Annotated in this window: 15 protein-coding genes; 1 reads left to right on the top strand and 14 read right to left on the bottom strand. The window is 62.9% G+C overall.

The features are described 5' to 3' along the window. Window positions 1-19 precede the first annotated feature (19 nt). From AKG11_RS24870 to AKG11_RS24890, 5 genes are all read right to left on the bottom strand, one after another. Window positions 20-790, bottom strand: a complete 771-nt coding sequence (locus tag AKG11_RS24870; RefSeq protein ID WP_024270775.1) for an ABC transporter permease — start codon at window positions 788-790, stop codon at window positions 20-22. A gap of 64 nt (window positions 791-854) precedes the next feature. Further along, window positions 855-1,850 (bottom strand): ABC transporter substrate-binding protein, encoded by a 996-nt coding sequence (locus tag AKG11_RS24875; protein ID WP_050745860.1) that lies wholly within the window; start codon window positions 1,848-1,850, stop codon window positions 855-857. Between the two features lie 332 nt (window positions 1,851-2,182). Beyond that, on the bottom strand, window positions 2,183-3,181 hold the full coding sequence (locus tag AKG11_RS24880) for a CobW family GTP-binding protein (RefSeq protein ID WP_050745861.1): 999 nt from the start codon (window positions 3,179-3,181) through the stop codon (window positions 2,183-2,185). 2 nt (window positions 3,182-3,183) lie between these two features. Next, entirely contained in the window at window positions 3,184-3,651 is a 468-nt protein-coding gene (locus tag AKG11_RS24885) for a RidA family protein (RefSeq protein ID WP_050745862.1), read from the bottom strand. Window positions 3,652-3,674: 23 nt separating this feature from the next. Beyond that, window positions 3,675-4,481: a GntR family transcriptional regulator gene (locus AKG11_RS24890; protein ID WP_023512510.1), complete on the bottom strand. Its 807-nt coding sequence runs from the start codon at window positions 4,479-4,481 to the stop codon at window positions 3,675-3,677. Between the two features lie 151 nt (window positions 4,482-4,632). Here AKG11_RS24890 and AKG11_RS24895 point away from each other — a divergent pair, with 151 nt between their 5' ends. Continuing rightward, window positions 4,633-6,006, top strand: a complete 1,374-nt coding sequence (locus tag AKG11_RS24895) for a cytosine deaminase (protein ID WP_082342639.1) — start codon at window positions 4,633-4,635, stop codon at window positions 6,004-6,006. Between the two features lie 77 nt (window positions 6,007-6,083). Here the strand turns inward: AKG11_RS24895 and AKG11_RS24900 are convergent, their stop codons facing one another. The 9 genes from AKG11_RS24900 to AKG11_RS24940 form a co-directional block, all read right to left on the bottom strand. Then, complete coding sequence (locus AKG11_RS24900) at window positions 6,084-7,073, bottom strand: isochorismatase family protein (RefSeq protein ID WP_050745863.1); 990 nt, start codon at window positions 7,071-7,073, stop codon at window positions 6,084-6,086. After that, entirely contained in the window at window positions 7,073-7,270 is a 198-nt protein-coding gene (locus AKG11_RS24905; RefSeq protein WP_018431063.1) for a 2-hydroxymuconate tautomerase, read from the bottom strand. The genes AKG11_RS24900 and AKG11_RS24905 overlap by 1 nt, the downstream gene beginning before the upstream one ends. A gap of 1 nt (window position 7,271) precedes the next feature. Beyond that, entirely contained in the window at window positions 7,272-7,973 is a 702-nt protein-coding gene (locus AKG11_RS24910) for a resolvase (protein ID WP_245290195.1), read from the bottom strand. Then, the gene (locus AKG11_RS24915; protein WP_050745864.1) at window positions 7,952-9,298 is read right to left on the bottom strand and encodes a dihydroorotase; all 1,347 of its coding nucleotides are present in this window, start codon (window positions 9,296-9,298) and stop codon (window positions 7,952-7,954) included. The genes AKG11_RS24910 and AKG11_RS24915 overlap by 22 nt, the downstream gene beginning before the upstream one ends. Next, window positions 9,295-10,185 carry a dipicolinate synthase subunit DpsA gene (locus tag AKG11_RS24920; protein ID WP_050745865.1) on the bottom strand — a complete coding sequence of 297 codons (891 nt, stop codon included), beginning with the start codon at window positions 10,183-10,185 and terminating at the stop codon, window positions 9,295-9,297. Before AKG11_RS24920 ends, AKG11_RS24915 begins: the two co-directional genes overlap by 4 nt. Beyond that, window positions 10,182-11,270, bottom strand: a complete 1,089-nt coding sequence (locus AKG11_RS24925) for an NAD/NADP octopine/nopaline dehydrogenase family protein (protein ID WP_023512516.1) — start codon at window positions 11,268-11,270, stop codon at window positions 10,182-10,184. Before AKG11_RS24925 ends, AKG11_RS24920 begins: the two co-directional genes overlap by 4 nt. A gap of 589 nt (window positions 11,271-11,859) precedes the next feature. Then, a complete protein-coding gene (locus AKG11_RS24930) occupies window positions 11,860-13,299 on the bottom strand; it encodes an amidohydrolase family protein (protein WP_050745866.1) in 1,440 nt (479 codons plus the stop codon). 112 nt (window positions 13,300-13,411) lie between these two features. Continuing rightward, window positions 13,412-14,584: a M24 family metallopeptidase gene (locus tag AKG11_RS24935; RefSeq protein ID WP_050745867.1), complete on the bottom strand. Its 1,173-nt coding sequence runs from the start codon at window positions 14,582-14,584 to the stop codon at window positions 13,412-13,414. 36 nt (window positions 14,585-14,620) lie between these two features. Continuing rightward, the gene (locus tag AKG11_RS24940; RefSeq protein ID WP_050745868.1) at window positions 14,621-15,781 is read right to left on the bottom strand and encodes a mandelate racemase/muconate lactonizing enzyme family protein; all 1,161 of its coding nucleotides are present in this window, start codon (window positions 15,779-15,781) and stop codon (window positions 14,621-14,623) included. Window positions 15,782-15,914 lie beyond the last annotated feature (133 nt).

The following is a 15,914-nucleotide window of genomic DNA, read 5'->3' on the forward strand; positions in this document are numbered from 1 at the left end:
GACCGCCCAGAGGGTGGCCCTACTTGGTGTCGCGCTTGTAGGTGACGCGGCTTTCGACGAAATCGATGACGAAATAGAGCATCACGCCCAGGCCGGAGATGGCAACGACAGTCGCGAAATTCAGCGTGGTATCGAACAGCGAATTGGCCTGGAGCTGCAGGTAGCCGAGGCCGCGTTCGGCGGCGACGTATTCGCCGATGACCGCCCCGATCACGGCAAGCGACACCGCCACCTTGAAGCCGCCGAAGATGTTCGGCAGTGCCGCCGGCAGACGCACCTTGAAGAAAGTCTGCCATTCGCTGGCGCCCATGGAGCGGACGAGGTTGACGAGGTTTTTGTCCAGCGCCTGGAGCCCCACCACCGTCGAGATGACGATAGGAAAGAAGGAGATCAGAAAGGCGAGCGTGATCTTCGGGGCCCAGCCATAACCCAGATACAGCACCAGCAGTGGCGCCAGCGCCACCTTCGGCACGGTCTGAAGCGCGACCAGGATCGGATAGATGGCACGCTCGAATGCGCGCGAGTAGAAGATCGCGAGCGCCAGAGGAATGCCGACGAGCACGCCCATCGCAAATCCGGAAACGACTTCGAACAGGGTCACGTAGGCATGGCTGGCGAGCAGAGGAAGCTCGTTGACGATACGCGTCGCAATTGCCACCGGCGTCGGCAGGACGAATTCCGAAAGTCCGGAAAGCGGAACCAGGATCTGCCAGGCCGCAAGCAATACGGTTGCGAGAATGATCGCCGAATAGCGTTCAAGCCACGACCCCCGCGATTTTTTCCTGCGCATGATCTTATCCTGTTTTGACTGGGCGCGATCGGCGCCGAATACATTCGTGCTCGCCACCTTAGCCTCACTGCGTCAGAAGTTCGTTGGTAAAGAAGGTCGATGCCGGCTTGGGATCGCCGATCTCCTCGGTGCTGCCGACGAGTTTCAGCGCATCGCCGATTGCCTTCTCGTCGACCCAGCCGACGGGCGTGCCGCTCGACGGTGCGTGGATCGATGCCGATGTCGCCTCGATCTGCCGCTGGACGACCTTGTCCGAGGGGCCGGCCTGCCAGACAGCCTTGAGGGCTGCGGTGGCCGCGGCCGGATCGCTCCGCGTCATCTCGATCGCCTTGGCATTGGCTGCAAGGAAGCTCTTCAGCGCTGTCGCCTTTTCGGCAATGCCGGCATCACTCGCCACCACCGCCATGCCGGGAATGGCAAGGCCGTATTCGGCCATGTCAAGCGTGGGGAAAGTCTGGCCGGTCTTGTCTTCGAGCACGGGCAGGTCGTTGGTCTTGTAGACGCTGACCACGTCAACCTGGCCCTGCAGGAACTGTGGGACGCGGGACTGGGAATCCATCTGGACCTTCGAGACCTTGCTGCAATCCACCTGGTTGATTTCACAGAAGGCGTTGAGATAGGACGTGCCGGTCTCACCGACCGCATGCGCGATGGTCTTGCCTTCCAAGTCCTTCGGCGTCTTCACCGCCTTTTCTGCGTGCGAGATGAGCGCAATCGGCGACTCCGGCTGGTAGAGTGCGATGATCTTGACCGGCATCCCCTTCTGGATGGCGGAAATGGCAAAGATGCCCGGCAGGATGACAACATCCTCCTGGCCCTGGATCAGCGAACCAAGTGCTGCCTGCGAGCCGGCGCCTTCGCCAAGCTTGAGGGTGACACCAGCATCCTTGTAGATGCCTTTCTGTTCACCGAGATAGAAGAAACCGTACTCGCCCTTCAGCTTCCAGCTGAAGCGGACCTTCACTTCCTCGGCCATTGCACCCTGGATGGCCACAAGCGTGGCGATAGCGGTCGTCGCGACGAGTGCGGCTCCGCGAATGACACGTCTGACATGCATCATTTCACTCCTCCCTAGCGGACGCCCGCTGGCGCCCTGTTGGCTTCCTGCCTCATTCATTCCCCAGGAACTGAGCCAGGGCCTCCTACCCATTTGCTCAATTCTTGATCTCATAGTGTGATCACACATTGGGATTGTCAAGTAAAGAATCTGCGAGAAATCGCATGATGCTCCCGATGAGGCACACGCACGGGCGGCAGCCTCGCATATCCTTCAATATACGGAAATCGCTTGGAAATTTTAACCGAACGTCGCCATCACCACCCTCCGTTGCGGGAGTGTGATGCATGTTGCCGGCCTCCGCCAGCGGGACCTCCACGAGGCCATTTTTCACGTCAGGATGTCGAGGCGAAAATGCTCGACAACGCGTTCTCAATGGCCGAACGGCTGAGATCCCTGGCTATGAACACCAGCCATCCGCCCGAAACGCCATCCGGCCAGCGTGGCAGATATTCGGGCGGGTAGACGACGTGCTGGACCCCGTGAATGACCACGGGGCGAGGATCGCCCGCGACGGACAAGAGGCCCTTGACCCGCAGAATGGACTGACCGCGACTGGCGAGCAACAATTCCAGCCAATCGACGAAGGCCGGCCAATCCACGGCAGCCGCGACGTCGACGACGAAGGTCTCGACGCCGGCACTGTGTCGGCCGTAAAGTAGCTGGTCGGAAACGTCGAGATAACGTGGGCGTTCGTCCCCCGCCCTCTCGAAAAGCGCGCCGGCGCCCGGCATCTTCGCCTTGCTGGAAACGAGTTGGCCGACCGTCGGATTGATCGCAGCGATATCATTGCGGAGCGCATCGAGCCGCCAGGGCTCGGCGAGATCGGACTTCGTCACCACGACGCGATCGGCCAGCGCCACCTGCTGGACGGCTTCGGCGAAGCGGGCGATCGTGCCTGCGCCACCGACCCCATCGACCGTAGAAACGATCGTGCCTGCACGGTAGCCACGCCGCAACCGCAGGTCACTCATCACCGCCTGCATGATCGGCGCAGGATCGGCAAGCCCCGTCGTCTCGACGACGACGCGGCGAAATGGCTCCACCTCCCCACGGCGCACCATCTCGAACATATCGGCAAGCGTCGAGACCAGATCGTCCCGTACGGCGCAGCACAGACAGCCCGAGGACAAGAGCACGGCATCTTCCGACACTTCGCGCACCAGGAGGTGATCAAGGCCGACCTCGCCGAACTCATTGATCACGACGGCGGTATCGGCGAAATCCGGTTCGCCCAGCAGATGGCGAAGAAAGGTGGTCTTGCCGCTGCCGAGAAAGCCCGTCAGGACATGCACGGGAATGCGATCATCCTGGGCGGAGGCAGCGGGTTGCATGGTCAGACCACCTCGAAGATCGCGTCGATCTCCACCGGCACATTGCGCGGCAGCGAATAACAGCCGACGGCTGCGCGGGCATGGCGCCCCGCCTCACCGAAAACCTCGACCATCAGATCGGATGCGCCATTGATGACTTTCGGATGGTCCTTGAAATCCGGCTCGGCATTGACGAATCCGCCCAGCCGGATCACGCCGACAACGCGATCAAGATCACCGTCCAGCGCCGCCTTGAGCTGGGCAAGAATGTTCACGGCGCACAGGCGCGCCGCCGCTTGGCCATCCTCGACCGAGAAGTCGGAACCAAGCTTGCCGGTGAACTTGTCCTTGCCACCCTCGCCCGGCACCTGGCCGGAAATATAGACCTGGCTGCCATGGCGGCGCGCCGGCACATAGTTGGCGAGCGGCGCCGTCGTCGCCGGCAGTACGATGCCCAGGCTTGCCAGTTTTTCGTCGATCTTCCCTACCACGATGCGCTCCTCCCGGCAGTGTGTCAGTAGTCGAATTGCAGCTCCGGCCCATGCGCGAAGGGTAGCTCCAGCCCCTGCGGGCCGGCGACGCTCACCAGGGCCTTGCAGGTGGTGCGGATGTCGTGGACAATGCCCTTCTTGGCCGCCGCGGCGTTCTTGTCCTTCAGGGCCGCCAGAATGCTCTGGTGGTCCGATGCATTCCACGGCATCGAGGGGATCAGCAGCGACATGTACATGGTCGGCCCGAACTGCAGCCACAACGACTCAATCAGCGGCATCAGGACCTCGCTGTCCGCCGCGTGGTAGAGCGTGAAGTGGAATTTCTGGTTGGATGAAAGGCAGTTCAGGATGTCGCGTTTTTCGATGGCCACCAGAAGCTGCTTGTTGATCGCTGACAGCTCGTCCGCCAATCCCGCTGGGGCCTTCTTTACGGCAAGCTCTGTCGCCATGCCCTCCAGCATCTCCCGGATCGTGAACAGCTCGGTCAGCTTTTCGGGCCGCAACCTCGGCACGCGGACCGAACCGCCCTTGGTCTCCTCCAGAGCGTTGGCGGCGACGAGACGGCTGAGCACTTCGCGCACCGGCATCGGGCTGGTGCCGAGCCCGACAGCCAGCTTGCGCAGGCTCATCACCTGCCCCGGCAGGAAAGCGCCAACCATGAGGCCGCGGCGCATGTAGCGAAGAACATGTTCATGGACATGGCCGCGCGCCGGCTTTTCGGCAGCGTCGCTGTTGGCCTCGTTTTCCGGCTTCTTGATCGGCATCTTGTCTTCAGACTCCGTCATCTCGTCTAAAATCTGCGATCCGCCCGAAGGCCAACCCCGCCACACCAACCCGTCTCAGGGATTGACAGGTGGAATTTGTGATCTCACATTGTGATCAATAAACGACTTTTCATCAGACGGCAACCGTTAACTGTCCGACCATTCGACAGACGCCGCGGAGGAAAAGTCGTCTGACACTCCAATGGGAGAATGAGACATGGCTGCGACCGTTTCCGACCAATCTGCCCTGCGCGCCCATCTAGACCGTACCGCCAACCTCGGCCGCTATGTGCTGCGCAACGTGAGGCTTCATACGGCGACCACGAGGACGGACGCTGCCACTGCGGCGGGCAATGCATTCTTCCTCGCTGATGTGAATGTAGAGAACGGTAGAATATTAGCAATCACGCCCGCGCAACCTCACATCCTTGCCGCCGGCAACGCAGATCTGCCATCGATCGACGCTGGCGGGCGTGTCGCGCTGCCGACTCTCGTCGATTGCCATACGCATCTCGACAAGGGCCATATCCTGCCGCGCACGCCCGCGGCAGACGGCACGTTCGACGGCGCGCTGGCGGCGACGCGCAGCGACCGCACGGCGCGATGGTCAGCCGACGACCTCGGCAAGCGCATCGACTTCGCCCTCCGCTCCGCCTTTCACTACGGCACATCGGCCATCCGCACGCATCTCGATTCACAGCCACCGCAGGGCAGAATCTCCTGGCCCCTGTTCACGGAACTCCGCCAGCATTGGCACGGGCGCATCGCGTTGCAGGGGGCCTGCCTGTTCCCGATCGACATGGCACGGGACGATACGTTCCTGCGCGATATCGCCGAGCGTGTCGCCAATGCCGGAGGGATCCTCGGTGCCGTCGCCTACCCGGTACCCGATATCGATCATCTGCTCGACCGGATGTTCCACGCCGCCTCACAATACGGCCTCGACCTCGACTTCCATGCCGACGAGACCGCCGATCCGGCCGCCGACGCGCTGCGCCGCATCGCCGAAACGGCCCTGCGCTCGTCCTTCGAAAAGAAGATAACGGTCGGGCACTGCTGCTCTCTGGCCATGCAAGAACCCTCAGTCGTCGACGCGACGCTCGACAAGGTCGCGGCGGCCGGCATCAACGTCGTGGCGCTGCCGACCTGCAACCTCTACCTTCAGGACCGCAGAACCGACGGCACGACGCCGCGCTGGCGTGGCGTCACCCTCCTGCATGAAATGAAGCGGCGCGGGATAGCCGTTGCACTCGCCTCGGACAACACGCGCGACCCGTTCAACGCCTACGGGGATCTGGACATGCTCGAGACGTTCCGCCTCGGCACGCGCGCCCTCCATCTCGATCATCCCCATGGCGACTGGATTCGGACGGTTTGCACGACACCGGCGCAGGTCATGCGCCTCGACGGCCACGGCGTCATTGCAGCGGAGCAACCAGCCGACCTGATCCTTTTCGAGGGGCGCTCCTGGTCGGAAGTCCTCTCCCGGGCGGAGAGCAACCGCATCGTCATCCGAAACGGCTCGCCGATCTCCACGCCCCTTCCCGCCTATACGGAGCTTGATGCACTGGAGGGATTGGCGCCCGGCTGAAGCGCCGGTCCTGCCAAAAGAAAACCCCGCCCGGTCAGGCGAGGTTTCCCAAAACATTCCGATCGCCTTCAAGCAGATCAGGCCGTCGCACCGACCTGATAAAGCTCCACCTTCGTACCATCAGGGTCGGCGATGTAGATCGTCAGACCATAGGGGCCGTCGTGAAGGTCGGTAAAGTAGCGGACGCCGGCTCTCCTCAGCTTCGCATCCATGGCGCGCACATCGTTGACCTCGAAGGCGATATGGTCGAGCTGGCGATGTTCAGACGTCTTGCCGTGGATGAGGGCGATACCCTGATGGAAGGCGGTGAACGGGCGGCCGTCGGCAAGCGGCTTGGCCGGACGGATCGTGAAGCCGAGCAGGTTCGTGTAGAAATCGACCGACGTGACGATATCGTCGACCATGATCAACTGGTGGCCGTAGTTCGTCACCCGCGGCTTGACCTGTTCGCCAATCCAGTCGAGCACCTCGGACGAAGGAGCAATCTCGCAGAAATACTGCTTCCAAACCTGCTTGGCCGTCGCCTCCCAATCGGCATTCACCCCCGAAATGCAGTCATCGACCGCAATGACATCGAGATCGCGCAGATAGGCTTCGCGAATGGAGGTTTCCACGCAGGCATTGGTGGTCGCCCCGGCGACGAAGAGATGCTGGGTGCCCAGCATCTTCAGCATCATCTCGAGACGCGTCTCGTAGAACGCGCCGAAACGATGCTTGCGAATGACGAAGGCCGGATCGAAATCCGCAAGGTCCTTCAGCTCGTCGATGATCTGCTCGTCCCAGGTCCCGGCGAGCGCAGAAACGCGCTTGCGGCGCGCAGTATGGCCGAGCAGCTTCTTCTTGGCTCGATTGTGGTCGATCGCAAAATGCTCCTGCATCGTCCAGATGACGGGGATGCCCGTGTCCTGGCAGCGCTTGATGAGCTTGGCCAGCGGCGGCACGATGGAGGAGAGGCGCTTGGTATCGACGCCGGAAACGCCCAGAGTCCCCTGCTCGTGAATGAAGGCATTCTGCAGGTCGATGACCAGAAGCGCCGACTTGCGATAGTCGAGGGTTTCCAGGATCATCACTTGTGCTCCACCATGTCGATGCCGAGCACGCCGCCGCGCCCCCAGCTATCCTTGGGCGTTTCGTGGATCACCACATGCAGGTGGTCCGGCTTGCAGGCGGCCTCTTCGACCATGGCCTTGGTGATGGCCTTCACGAGGTTGCGCTTCTGCTCGACGGTGCGCCCCTCCCACATTTCGACGACGACGAATGGCATTCTATGTCTCCTCTCTTTCAGCGGGCATGGCGCCGGAGGCCCAGACGGGCACGGCGGACGCAAAGCCCGAAACCAGATCATTGTTGGCCCGGTCGGCGCCCGAAAGCAGCCAGAGCGGGCGGTTCGAATAGTTCACCAGGACCTGCTCTTCCATGCAGGCCCGGTTGGCGGGGTGCGCGGGATCACGCACGAAGCGGCTCGTCGCCGGCATCAGCCGGATCACGTAAAGCGGTTCTGCATCCGCAAGGCCGCAAAGCGCCGCGGGACCCATCGCCTCGAGCGACACGGCCCGCGGAACAGGATTTTCTCCGGCGATGGGCACGAGCACCACGACGCCGGCGAGCGGCGCGACCGGCCAGTACCGGCCTTCCCGGTGCTGATCCAGAAAGGCGCGGTATCGGCCCGCCTCGGCGAACAACTCGCTGTCCCAGAGGATGATGTCGGCGCCAAGTACGCTCCTTGCCGCTTCAACGACACGATCGCTTTCGCACAGTTCGAGGAAGGCCCACGGATCAGTCAGGGCGATGCCGTGCCCCCAGGGATTGTGGATCCCCGACAGTCTCTCCTGGCGGATCGACGCCTTTCGGCCGGCGATCCTGGCAACGGCCTCGCGCACCGGCAGCCGTGCCGGTGTCAACGGGATGCGACCGGCGAGGTCGAGATGGTCGGGGATCGCCATGGTCATGCCGGCACGGTCACGCAACGGCCGCGGCCGTAGTGCCGTTCATCGACCGCGCCGTTTTCATAGACGACTTCGCCGCGCGCGACCGTCATCACCGGCCAACCCTTCAGCGTCCAGCCCTCATAGATGCAGGTGCCCTTGCCCGTGTGCTCGACCGTGCGCTCCTCGTCGAGATCGACCAGAACGAGGTCCGCGTCGAAGCCGACGTCGATATGGCCCTTGCGCGGCCAGAGGCCGAACCGACGCGCCGGATTGAACGAATTCAGTTCGACCAGGCGGCTGAGCGGCAGCCCGCGCTGGTGCACACCGAAGTGCAGCATCAGCGACAGCTCCCACGGGAAGCTGACGACACCGGGGAACTCCGTCCAGAGGTCCTCGAGCTTTTTGGGCAGGAACGGCACATGGTCGGTGCCAAGGCTGTAGACCGAGCCGTTGAGCATGCCGGCCCACAGGCCTTCCAGTTCGTTGCGGTCGCGCAGCGGCGGCGAGATCTTCGCGCGCATGTCGAGATCGTCGTCGTAGCAGGTACGCGTCAGGTAGTGCGGGCAGGTTTCCACCGTGACATGGATGCCGCGGGCCTGCGCCTCGGCGGCAAGGACCGGCCCCATGCCGACCGACGTATGAACGAGATGCAGGGAGCAACCGGTCTTCTCGGCGAGGAAGATCATGCGCCGGATCGTTTCGACCTCGCAGAAGGCCGGTCGCGATTCCGTATAGGCGCCGAGGTCCTGGCGTCCGGTCGCAGCGATCTCCTTCTTGATCCACGAGGCGATCTGGGTGTTCTCGCAGTGCACGTTGATCACCGCGCCGGGGATCTTCGACAGGATGCGCATGGCGGCATAGACCCAGCCATCCGTCGCCGGGACGATGCCGATCGGGTTGTTGGGCTCATAGCCGAAATAGCACTTGAAGGATTTTACGCCGGTCTTGGCAACGATCTCGGGGATCTCGGCGATGTGCTCCTCGCGCTGGATGCCGAAGTGGAAGCCGAAGTCGATGACCGCATTCTCCTCGCCGAGCGCCTTGCGCTCCTCGTAGAACGGCAGGTAGGATTCCTTCAAGTTGCGGATATAGAGCAGCGCCGTCGTTACGCCGCCGGAGGCAGCGGCGGCCGTCTCGGTCCGCATGTCCTCCGGGAACGGAAACTTCACGCCGAGATGGCAATGCGGATCGATCAGGCCCGGCATCAGCACCCGGCCCCCGGCATCGATGGTGCGGGCGGCGTCCGGCAGGACTTCGTCGGCGCCGGTCAGCACGATCTTGCCGGCCTTGACGGCGACCCCGCCGAAGTACTCACCATCGTGGCGAACCACGCGCGCGTTCTTGATAACCAGATCCGCCTTCATTGCTTTTGCTCCAATATGCCTTCGATGCGCCTGCTGATGCCGGTCCACTGGCTGCGTCCGACGGTGATCGGCGCGCGCGCCCCCATGCCCCGGGCCCAGACGGCCTTCAGCCCCAGTTCACCAGCCGTCTCGCGATCGATCGTTCCGGGCGGAGCCGCCACGTCCACCAGAAGCGCATGCTTGGGCAGGAGTTCGAGCTGTTGACGTCCCATCAGGCGTTTCGGGACACTGCCGATGACGATATCCATTCGGGGCAGGTAGTCGGGCAGCTCCTCCAGTGTCAGCGACTGTGCGCCGGCCGCATAGGCGGCAGCCCGCTGCACGGGGTTTCGTGCCGCGACATGGACGTGTGCGCCGAGCGCCACCAGCGTGTTGGTCAGCAGAGAGCCGATGGTGCCCTGCCCCACCAGCATGACGTTCGACTTGTGGATGGTGATCTGCGTGTTCTCGATGATCACCTTGAGCACGCCTTCGACAATCGCGGGGCCGCGCAGCAGCATCAGATCGACGTCCCATTCATATTCGTGCAGGGTGATGCCGAGCGCTTCACAATGCCCCTTCAGATTGGCATCGGCCCAGCCGAGGATGATGTGGCCCGGCTTGTTCATGCCCGCGAGCATGTCGCGCGTCGGAATGATCTTCTCCGGGCACTTCGGGGCGAACAACGCGCCCTCCGCCGTGATGCCGGGGATCGGGAAGAGCGCGATATCGGCCCCCCTCAGCGCATCGGCCGCGTCCCTGGCGTGGTAGACGCCCTCGATGCCTTCGTCCGGCCAGGGGAAACCATAGGCGCGGACGGTCGCGCCGGCCCGCAAAGCGCAGCGAGCGATCTCCTGTTCGCGAGCATCCCCGGCGACGACCGCGATGACGGTGTTCTTCCAGCTCATTTCGCCCTCACCTTCTCGATCACCTGATCCTTGTTCATCCCTGCAATGCCCATCGCCTCGGCGGTACGGCCGCCCTCGCGATAGTTGGCACCGACCGCGATCTGCGCCAGACTGTAGAGGGAATGGGCCACCGGCGTCTCAACGCCGGCGATCCGCGCGAATTCCAGGAACGGCAGGAGGCCGTGGCCGAAATCCTCCTTGTAGTAACGGTATTCCAGCGAGTCCGGGCCCTTGATGCGCTTGTTGGCCTCGCCGCCGGCAATCGCTGCCCGGTAGTCGCTGGTGTCAACCACATCCGCCTCCACCGTGCCGAGAAGCTTCATCTCCTCAATCAGGTTCGGCAGTTCGTGCCCGAAGGCACTGGCCACCGCCAGCCGCTCCTCGTCAAGCTGCTTCATGACGCGCGCGACACCGGGGGTCATGGCATCGACATAGAAGGTGAAACTGCCGCCCGTCGCCTCGACCCAGGCGGCCGCCAGCACGGCACCCGGCGGGTGCAGGACCATGTTGACATTGGAAAGGTCCGAGGCGATGACGTCGGCAACGGGATCGAGGCCCGGAAAGAGCGTGCCGGCAATTTCAAGAACTTCCGCCCCTCCCTTAAGGGCAGCCGCCTTGAGCCGCTTGGCCCGCCCGGAGACGCTCACGCCGTCCGGCCGATATTTGCGCGCCACATAGGTTAGCGTCGAGAACTCGACGACAGCCGGCGCGGCACGCCCGCTGCGCGTGAAAGTCTGCGCAAATTCCAGCGCGCCGCCAGTGTGGCCCGGATTGAGGATGACGGGGCTGGACGAAGGCCAGCCTGCAGCGGCGAGCGCTGCTGCAATCGGCGAATGCGAAAACGTGGGCAAAGCCACCACCGCGACATCAACGCCTGTGATCGCCGCCTTGAGGTCGGTGGTGATCAGCGCCGGCCTGGCGACACCCTCGCCGAGCTTGCCGTCATGAGCGACGCCGCCGAGTTTGACGTGCGGCTCCAGCGTTTCCGCCGACCGCGCCCAGAAATGCACGTCGTGCCCCGCCTGAACCAGCTCCGCAACCGAGGCCGCCCCTCCGGCGCCTGCACCTAGTACTGCTACCTTCATTCTCTCCTCCCGGGGGATGCGGGGAAAACACGCCCGTCCCATGCCTGAAGCGGGCTCGTTTTCCCGCCTCCACTGGTTTCTCCTCAACAACTTTGATCACACTTTATGATCACACATAGAATTGTCAAGCAGAAGAATGTGCTTTCGCATTCTCAAATCGTCGACCGTCGGAAGCCGTTTCCAACATGTGGCGTGCGCCAGGCACTCACCCTTTCCAGACAAATCCTCGACTATCGGCAAGGCCGGCATTCGCACGGGATCCGCCTTGGGCCCACGAGCACCCATACGCCCAACGGCCGCGAGAATCCGCGTTGACGATAACCTTCTAGAATATTGTTTCTACCGTATTATCCAACGGAAGGCGCATTCGGAGCGACACTGTCACACAAGGCCGAGAGAGGCCCAAATTCGGCATCGCGAATGGCAACGTGCACAGATTTCACAGTGCTCCGGCAGCACAAGGTGAGCGACGGAAAAACGCACGCCGCGCCTGTGATGACAGCGCGCCGTTTTCATGCAACCGCCTTGCAGCCACCTTTCGACCGCGATATGCCCAGCCGGCGATGGAAGCCGGCCGGGCAGGTCCGATTCAGTTTCCTTCGTCGTAGAGCGTCGTCGTCGTTTCGACATCGCTGTGGTGGAGCCCGGCGCGGACCACTGCGGCGGCGGCCAGTTCCCGGGCCTTGCTGCGGATCGCCACCTCATCGACGCCCTGCACCTTGCCGTCAGCATAAAGCGCCTTGCCATCCACCCAGGTCTGCGTGATCGACGCGGTCGATGCGGAGAAGACCAGCGCCTGCAGGGGATCGTAGAACGGCGTCCATTCGATGTGGTCGAGATCGAAGAGAATGAAATCCGCCTTCTTGCCCACTTCGAGCGAGCCGATCTCATCGTCCCACATCAGGGCACGCGCGCCCTCGATGGTGGCAGCACGGAGCGCCTCACGCGCGGTGAAGACGTCGGGCTTCAATCGTGCATCCTTGAACATGCCCGCCACGATCAGCATCTGCCGCATGAGGTTCATGTTGCCGGCCGCCGACACACCATCGGTTCCAAGCCCGACCTTGACGCCGGCCTTGACCATCTCGGGATATTTGCCGATGGAGGTCGCACCCTTGCCGAGTTTGAAGGACGAGCACGGGCAGAAGGCAACGCTCGCGCCCCGCTCCGCCAGCAGCTTCACCTCTTCGTCCGATACCGCTGCGCCATGAGCGATGACGAGGTTCTTGCGGATGCCACCGGCCTGGTCGACCCGGGTGATCGGCCAGCAGCCATATTTGCTCTCGCAGACCTTGGCTTCCTCGATTGAGGTCGCCAGATGATAGGTCGTGCCGACGCCCAGCTTTTCGGCAAGCGCAACGGCACCGACATGCAGTTCAAGACTACACGGCTCCTTGCCTTCGATGTTCACCCAGCAGCGGGCGCGGCCATTGAGCGTATTGTTGTAGCGTGTGACACATTCCTCCAGCACCTTCAGCGCCGTCTGCGCGTCCGGGAAGAAATGATGCTCGGCCATTTCCTCGGTCCAGCCGTGCGGCAGCTCGGCCGGCCGGTTGTCCGCGGCGTGGCGGCCGGTAATGCCGCGCATACCGGTCTTTTCCATCGCACGGATGACGATCCCGGGATCGTATTGCGAGCCCATGTCGAGGAAGCAGGTCGTGCCGCAGCGGAGCATTTCGGTGATGCCGAGCAGCGCACCCCAATATTCGTCCTCCTCCGTGATGAAGGCATAAAAGGGCTTTGCCCAGTGGAAGACCCAGGCGCGCGTGTTGAGATTGTCGGGGAAGACCGCGCGCGAAAGCGTTTCCGAGAGATGAACGTGGCTATCGACAAAGCCCGGGCACATGCCCAGCATCCTGCCGTCGATCACCTTGTCGAACCGCTCGCCCTGGTGGCGCGCCTTGACCTCCTCCGCCGCTCCGATGTCGGCAATGCGGTCGTTCTCGACCACCACGCTGGCATTGCGCAGCACCGTATCGTCCTTGTCGACCGTGAAAGCGAAGTTCAGATTTTCAATCAGCGTACGCATGCGGCTCCACCCAATGCTTCAACAAATTTCCCTCCCGATCGCCCGCCATGCAAAACGGCGGGCGACACTCATGGCCGCGGACAGGAGACCGGCCCGGCCGCGAACTGCACTCTCAGGCGACAGCCTGCGCCTTCAGACCCTGCCTGGCCGTGCCACAGACGATCAGCTTGTCCGTGTTGGTGTAGTCGGACAGGAGTTCTGATCCGCTCGACGTTACAAGCAACATGTCCTTGTTCTGCATGCCGAAGCCGTAGCCGGTGTTGTAGCAGAGCGGTTCGAAGCCGAGCACCATGTTTTCCTCCAGCGGCGCATCGCTGCCGGGCTTGCCGAGCACCGGCGTCAGTCCGAGATAGGGATCCTCATGAAGATGAAGGCCGATGCCGTGGCCGACAAAGGAGATCGGCGGCAAGTCCAGCTTGGCGAGCTTGGCGATAAACGCATCATAGATCGCACGGCAGCTGGCGCCGGGCTTCACCTTCTCCATGATCTCGTATTTGCACTCGACCAGATGGGCCCAGATCTTGTCGGCCATGGGCGGCGCCTCACCGACGATGGCGGTCCGGCAGACACCGGCCTGGTAGCCGTCGATGACCGAGAAAATCTCGACGCGGCAGACGTCCCCGCGCTTGAGGATGCGGTCAGACGGACCGACATTGGGCAGCACGCTACGCTCGCCGGTGGCGACGATGAGGAGCTTGAAATGCTCCGCGCCGAGCGAATAAACGTTGCGGGTCAGGTGGCCGGCAATGTCCATTTCGCTGTCGCCCGCATCGACCTCCGCCAGCGCGTCGGCAATGGCCTGGTCGGCAATGCGTGACAGTCTGCTGAGCAGCGCGATTTCCTCGGCCGTCTTGATCTGGCGCAGCCGCGCGAGGATCGGTTCCGCGTGCTCGAACCGGGCACCGGGCATCGCCGCGATCAGGCGGGCGAAATCGCCTGCCGGCAGATAATCCATTTCGATGCCGATGCGCGCCTTGGCGAGGCCGAGCCCTGAGAGCTGGTCCGCCAGCACCAGCATCGGGTCGTCGGAAAACTCCGCCCAGATGCGCGACGGCACGTCCGGTAGCCGCCGCTTGATCGTCGATGCTTCCATGTCGACGCCGAAGATGGCGCTGCGCCCGTCGGCGGTGACGATCGTCATCGCGTGGCGATGGCGGATCAGCGGCTGCGACGGAACGACGAAGCCCGCCGTATAGGCAAAGTTCTCAGGCGAGGAGCAAATGATGGCGTCGAGCCCATGCTCCGCCATAGCCTTGACCTGTTTTGCAACGATTTCTGCCCGCATGTTCTTTCCTCTCTCCTTGCGTTTGCTGGCGGACGCTCAGTCGCGAACGCGATATTTTTCGACCTTGGCCAGGTCGACATCGATGCCCATGCCGGGTCCCGTCGGCACGACGATCGCACCGTCGACGAACTGCATCGGCTCGACCAGAAGGTCGTCCTTGTAGTAGATGCCGCCGACCTGGCCGTGCTGCGCCTCGGCGGGTGTCGATACGGGAATGACGCAGGACAGTGTCACGGCGGGCGATGCCGCAGCGAGCTGAACATTGGCGAGATTGCCGATGCCGGTCTCGATCGATCCGTTGACGTTGCAAAGGATGCCGGCCGCGCGGCAGACCGCCCCCACCTCCATCGCCTTGTAGAGACCGCCGGCCTTGGTCGTGTAGATCGAGACGATCTGGATGCCGCCGTTCTGGACGATCTGGATGGAATCATGCGCATTCCAGGCCGATTCATCGGCCATGACAGGCGCGTCGATCCGGCGTCCGACCTCGGCGATCCGCTCGATGCCCATGACCGGCTGCTCGACATATTTGAGCCCGTTCTTCTCCATCTTGCGCACGGTCTGCACCGCCTCGCCGGGCGTCTTGTAGCCCTCGTTGGCATCGACGCAGATTTCGACCGCATCACCGGCGACCTCGCGCACGGCATCAACCATGGCAACGTCCCGCGCCGGATCGACGCCGATCTTCACCTTGATTGTCTTGACACCCTCCTCGACCAGCTTGGCGACCTCGATCCGCGCCTCCTCGATGGAGATCAGGCCAATGGAGTGGGTAACCGGCACCCGCCCGCGCGCCTTGCCGCCAAGCAGGGTGTGCACGGGAACGTTCAGCCAGCGGCCGGTAAGGTCATAGACCGCAAACTCGACCGCCGCCTTCGAATAGGGATAACCGCGGATAATCGCATCCATCCGGGCATGCAGCTCTGCGAAATTGCCGAGTTCCAGCCCGATGACGGCCGGCGCGAGATAGGTATCGATGACCGCGCGGGTGATCATGGCGGATTCGCCGAAGTAGCGGCCGAATTCGCCGCCCCAATCCTTGAGCGCCGGCGCCTCGCCCCACCCGACCCGGCCATCGCTGTCGGTCATCTTGACCATGACGTAGCGGCCGATGACCTCGGTAAGGCCCGCCCATTTATGCTCGCGCCGCGTGGGCAATTGGACAATCAATGTTTCGATGGACTTGATCGTTGGCACTGGTTCCACCTTCTCCTTGTCGTCGCAGTCATCTCGTTGTAGAATGCGATCATTCATTGTGATCACACTTTATGATCATGATTTTGAATGTCAAGGACGGCCGGATCGATTTTTTCGCCGGCAGATGGGAGGG

Source organism: Shinella sp. SUS2 (assembly GCF_001262505.1).
Taxonomy (GTDB): Bacteria; Pseudomonadota; Alphaproteobacteria; order Rhizobiales; family Rhizobiaceae; genus Shinella.

Coding starts and splice junctions, on each gene's coding strand:
- AKG11_RS24870 (WP_024270775.1), bottom strand. CDS start 790: ATGCGCAGGAAAAAATCGCGGGGGTCGTGGCTTGAACGCTATTCGGCG.
- AKG11_RS24875 (WP_050745860.1), bottom strand. CDS start 1,850: ATGATGCATGTCAGACGTGTCATTCGCGGAGCCGCACTCGTCGCGACG.
- AKG11_RS24880 (WP_050745861.1), bottom strand. CDS start 3,181: ATGCAACCCGCTGCCTCCGCCCAGGATGATCGCATTCCCGTGCATGTC.
- AKG11_RS24895 (WP_082342639.1), top strand. CDS start 4,633: ATGGCTGCGACCGTTTCCGACCAATCTGCCCTGCGCGCCCATCTAGAC.
- AKG11_RS24900 (WP_050745863.1), bottom strand. CDS start 7,073: ATGATCCTGGAAACCCTCGACTATCGCAAGTCGGCGCTTCTGGTCATC.
- AKG11_RS24905 (WP_018431063.1), bottom strand. CDS start 7,270: ATGCCATTCGTCGTCGTCGAAATGTGGGAGGGGCGCACCGTCGAGCAG.
- AKG11_RS24915 (WP_050745864.1), bottom strand. CDS start 9,298: ATGAAGGCGGATCTGGTTATCAAGAACGCGCGCGTGGTTCGCCACGAT.
- AKG11_RS24920 (WP_050745865.1), bottom strand. CDS start 10,185: ATGAGCTGGAAGAACACCGTCATCGCGGTCGTCGCCGGGGATGCTCGC.
- AKG11_RS24925 (WP_023512516.1), bottom strand. CDS start 11,270: ATGAAGGTAGCAGTACTAGGTGCAGGCGCCGGAGGGGCGGCCTCGGTT.
- AKG11_RS24930 (WP_050745866.1), bottom strand. CDS start 13,299: ATGCGTACGCTGATTGAAAATCTGAACTTCGCTTTCACGGTCGACAAG.
- AKG11_RS24935 (WP_050745867.1), bottom strand. CDS start 14,584: ATGCGGGCAGAAATCGTTGCAAAACAGGTCAAGGCTATGGCGGAGCAT.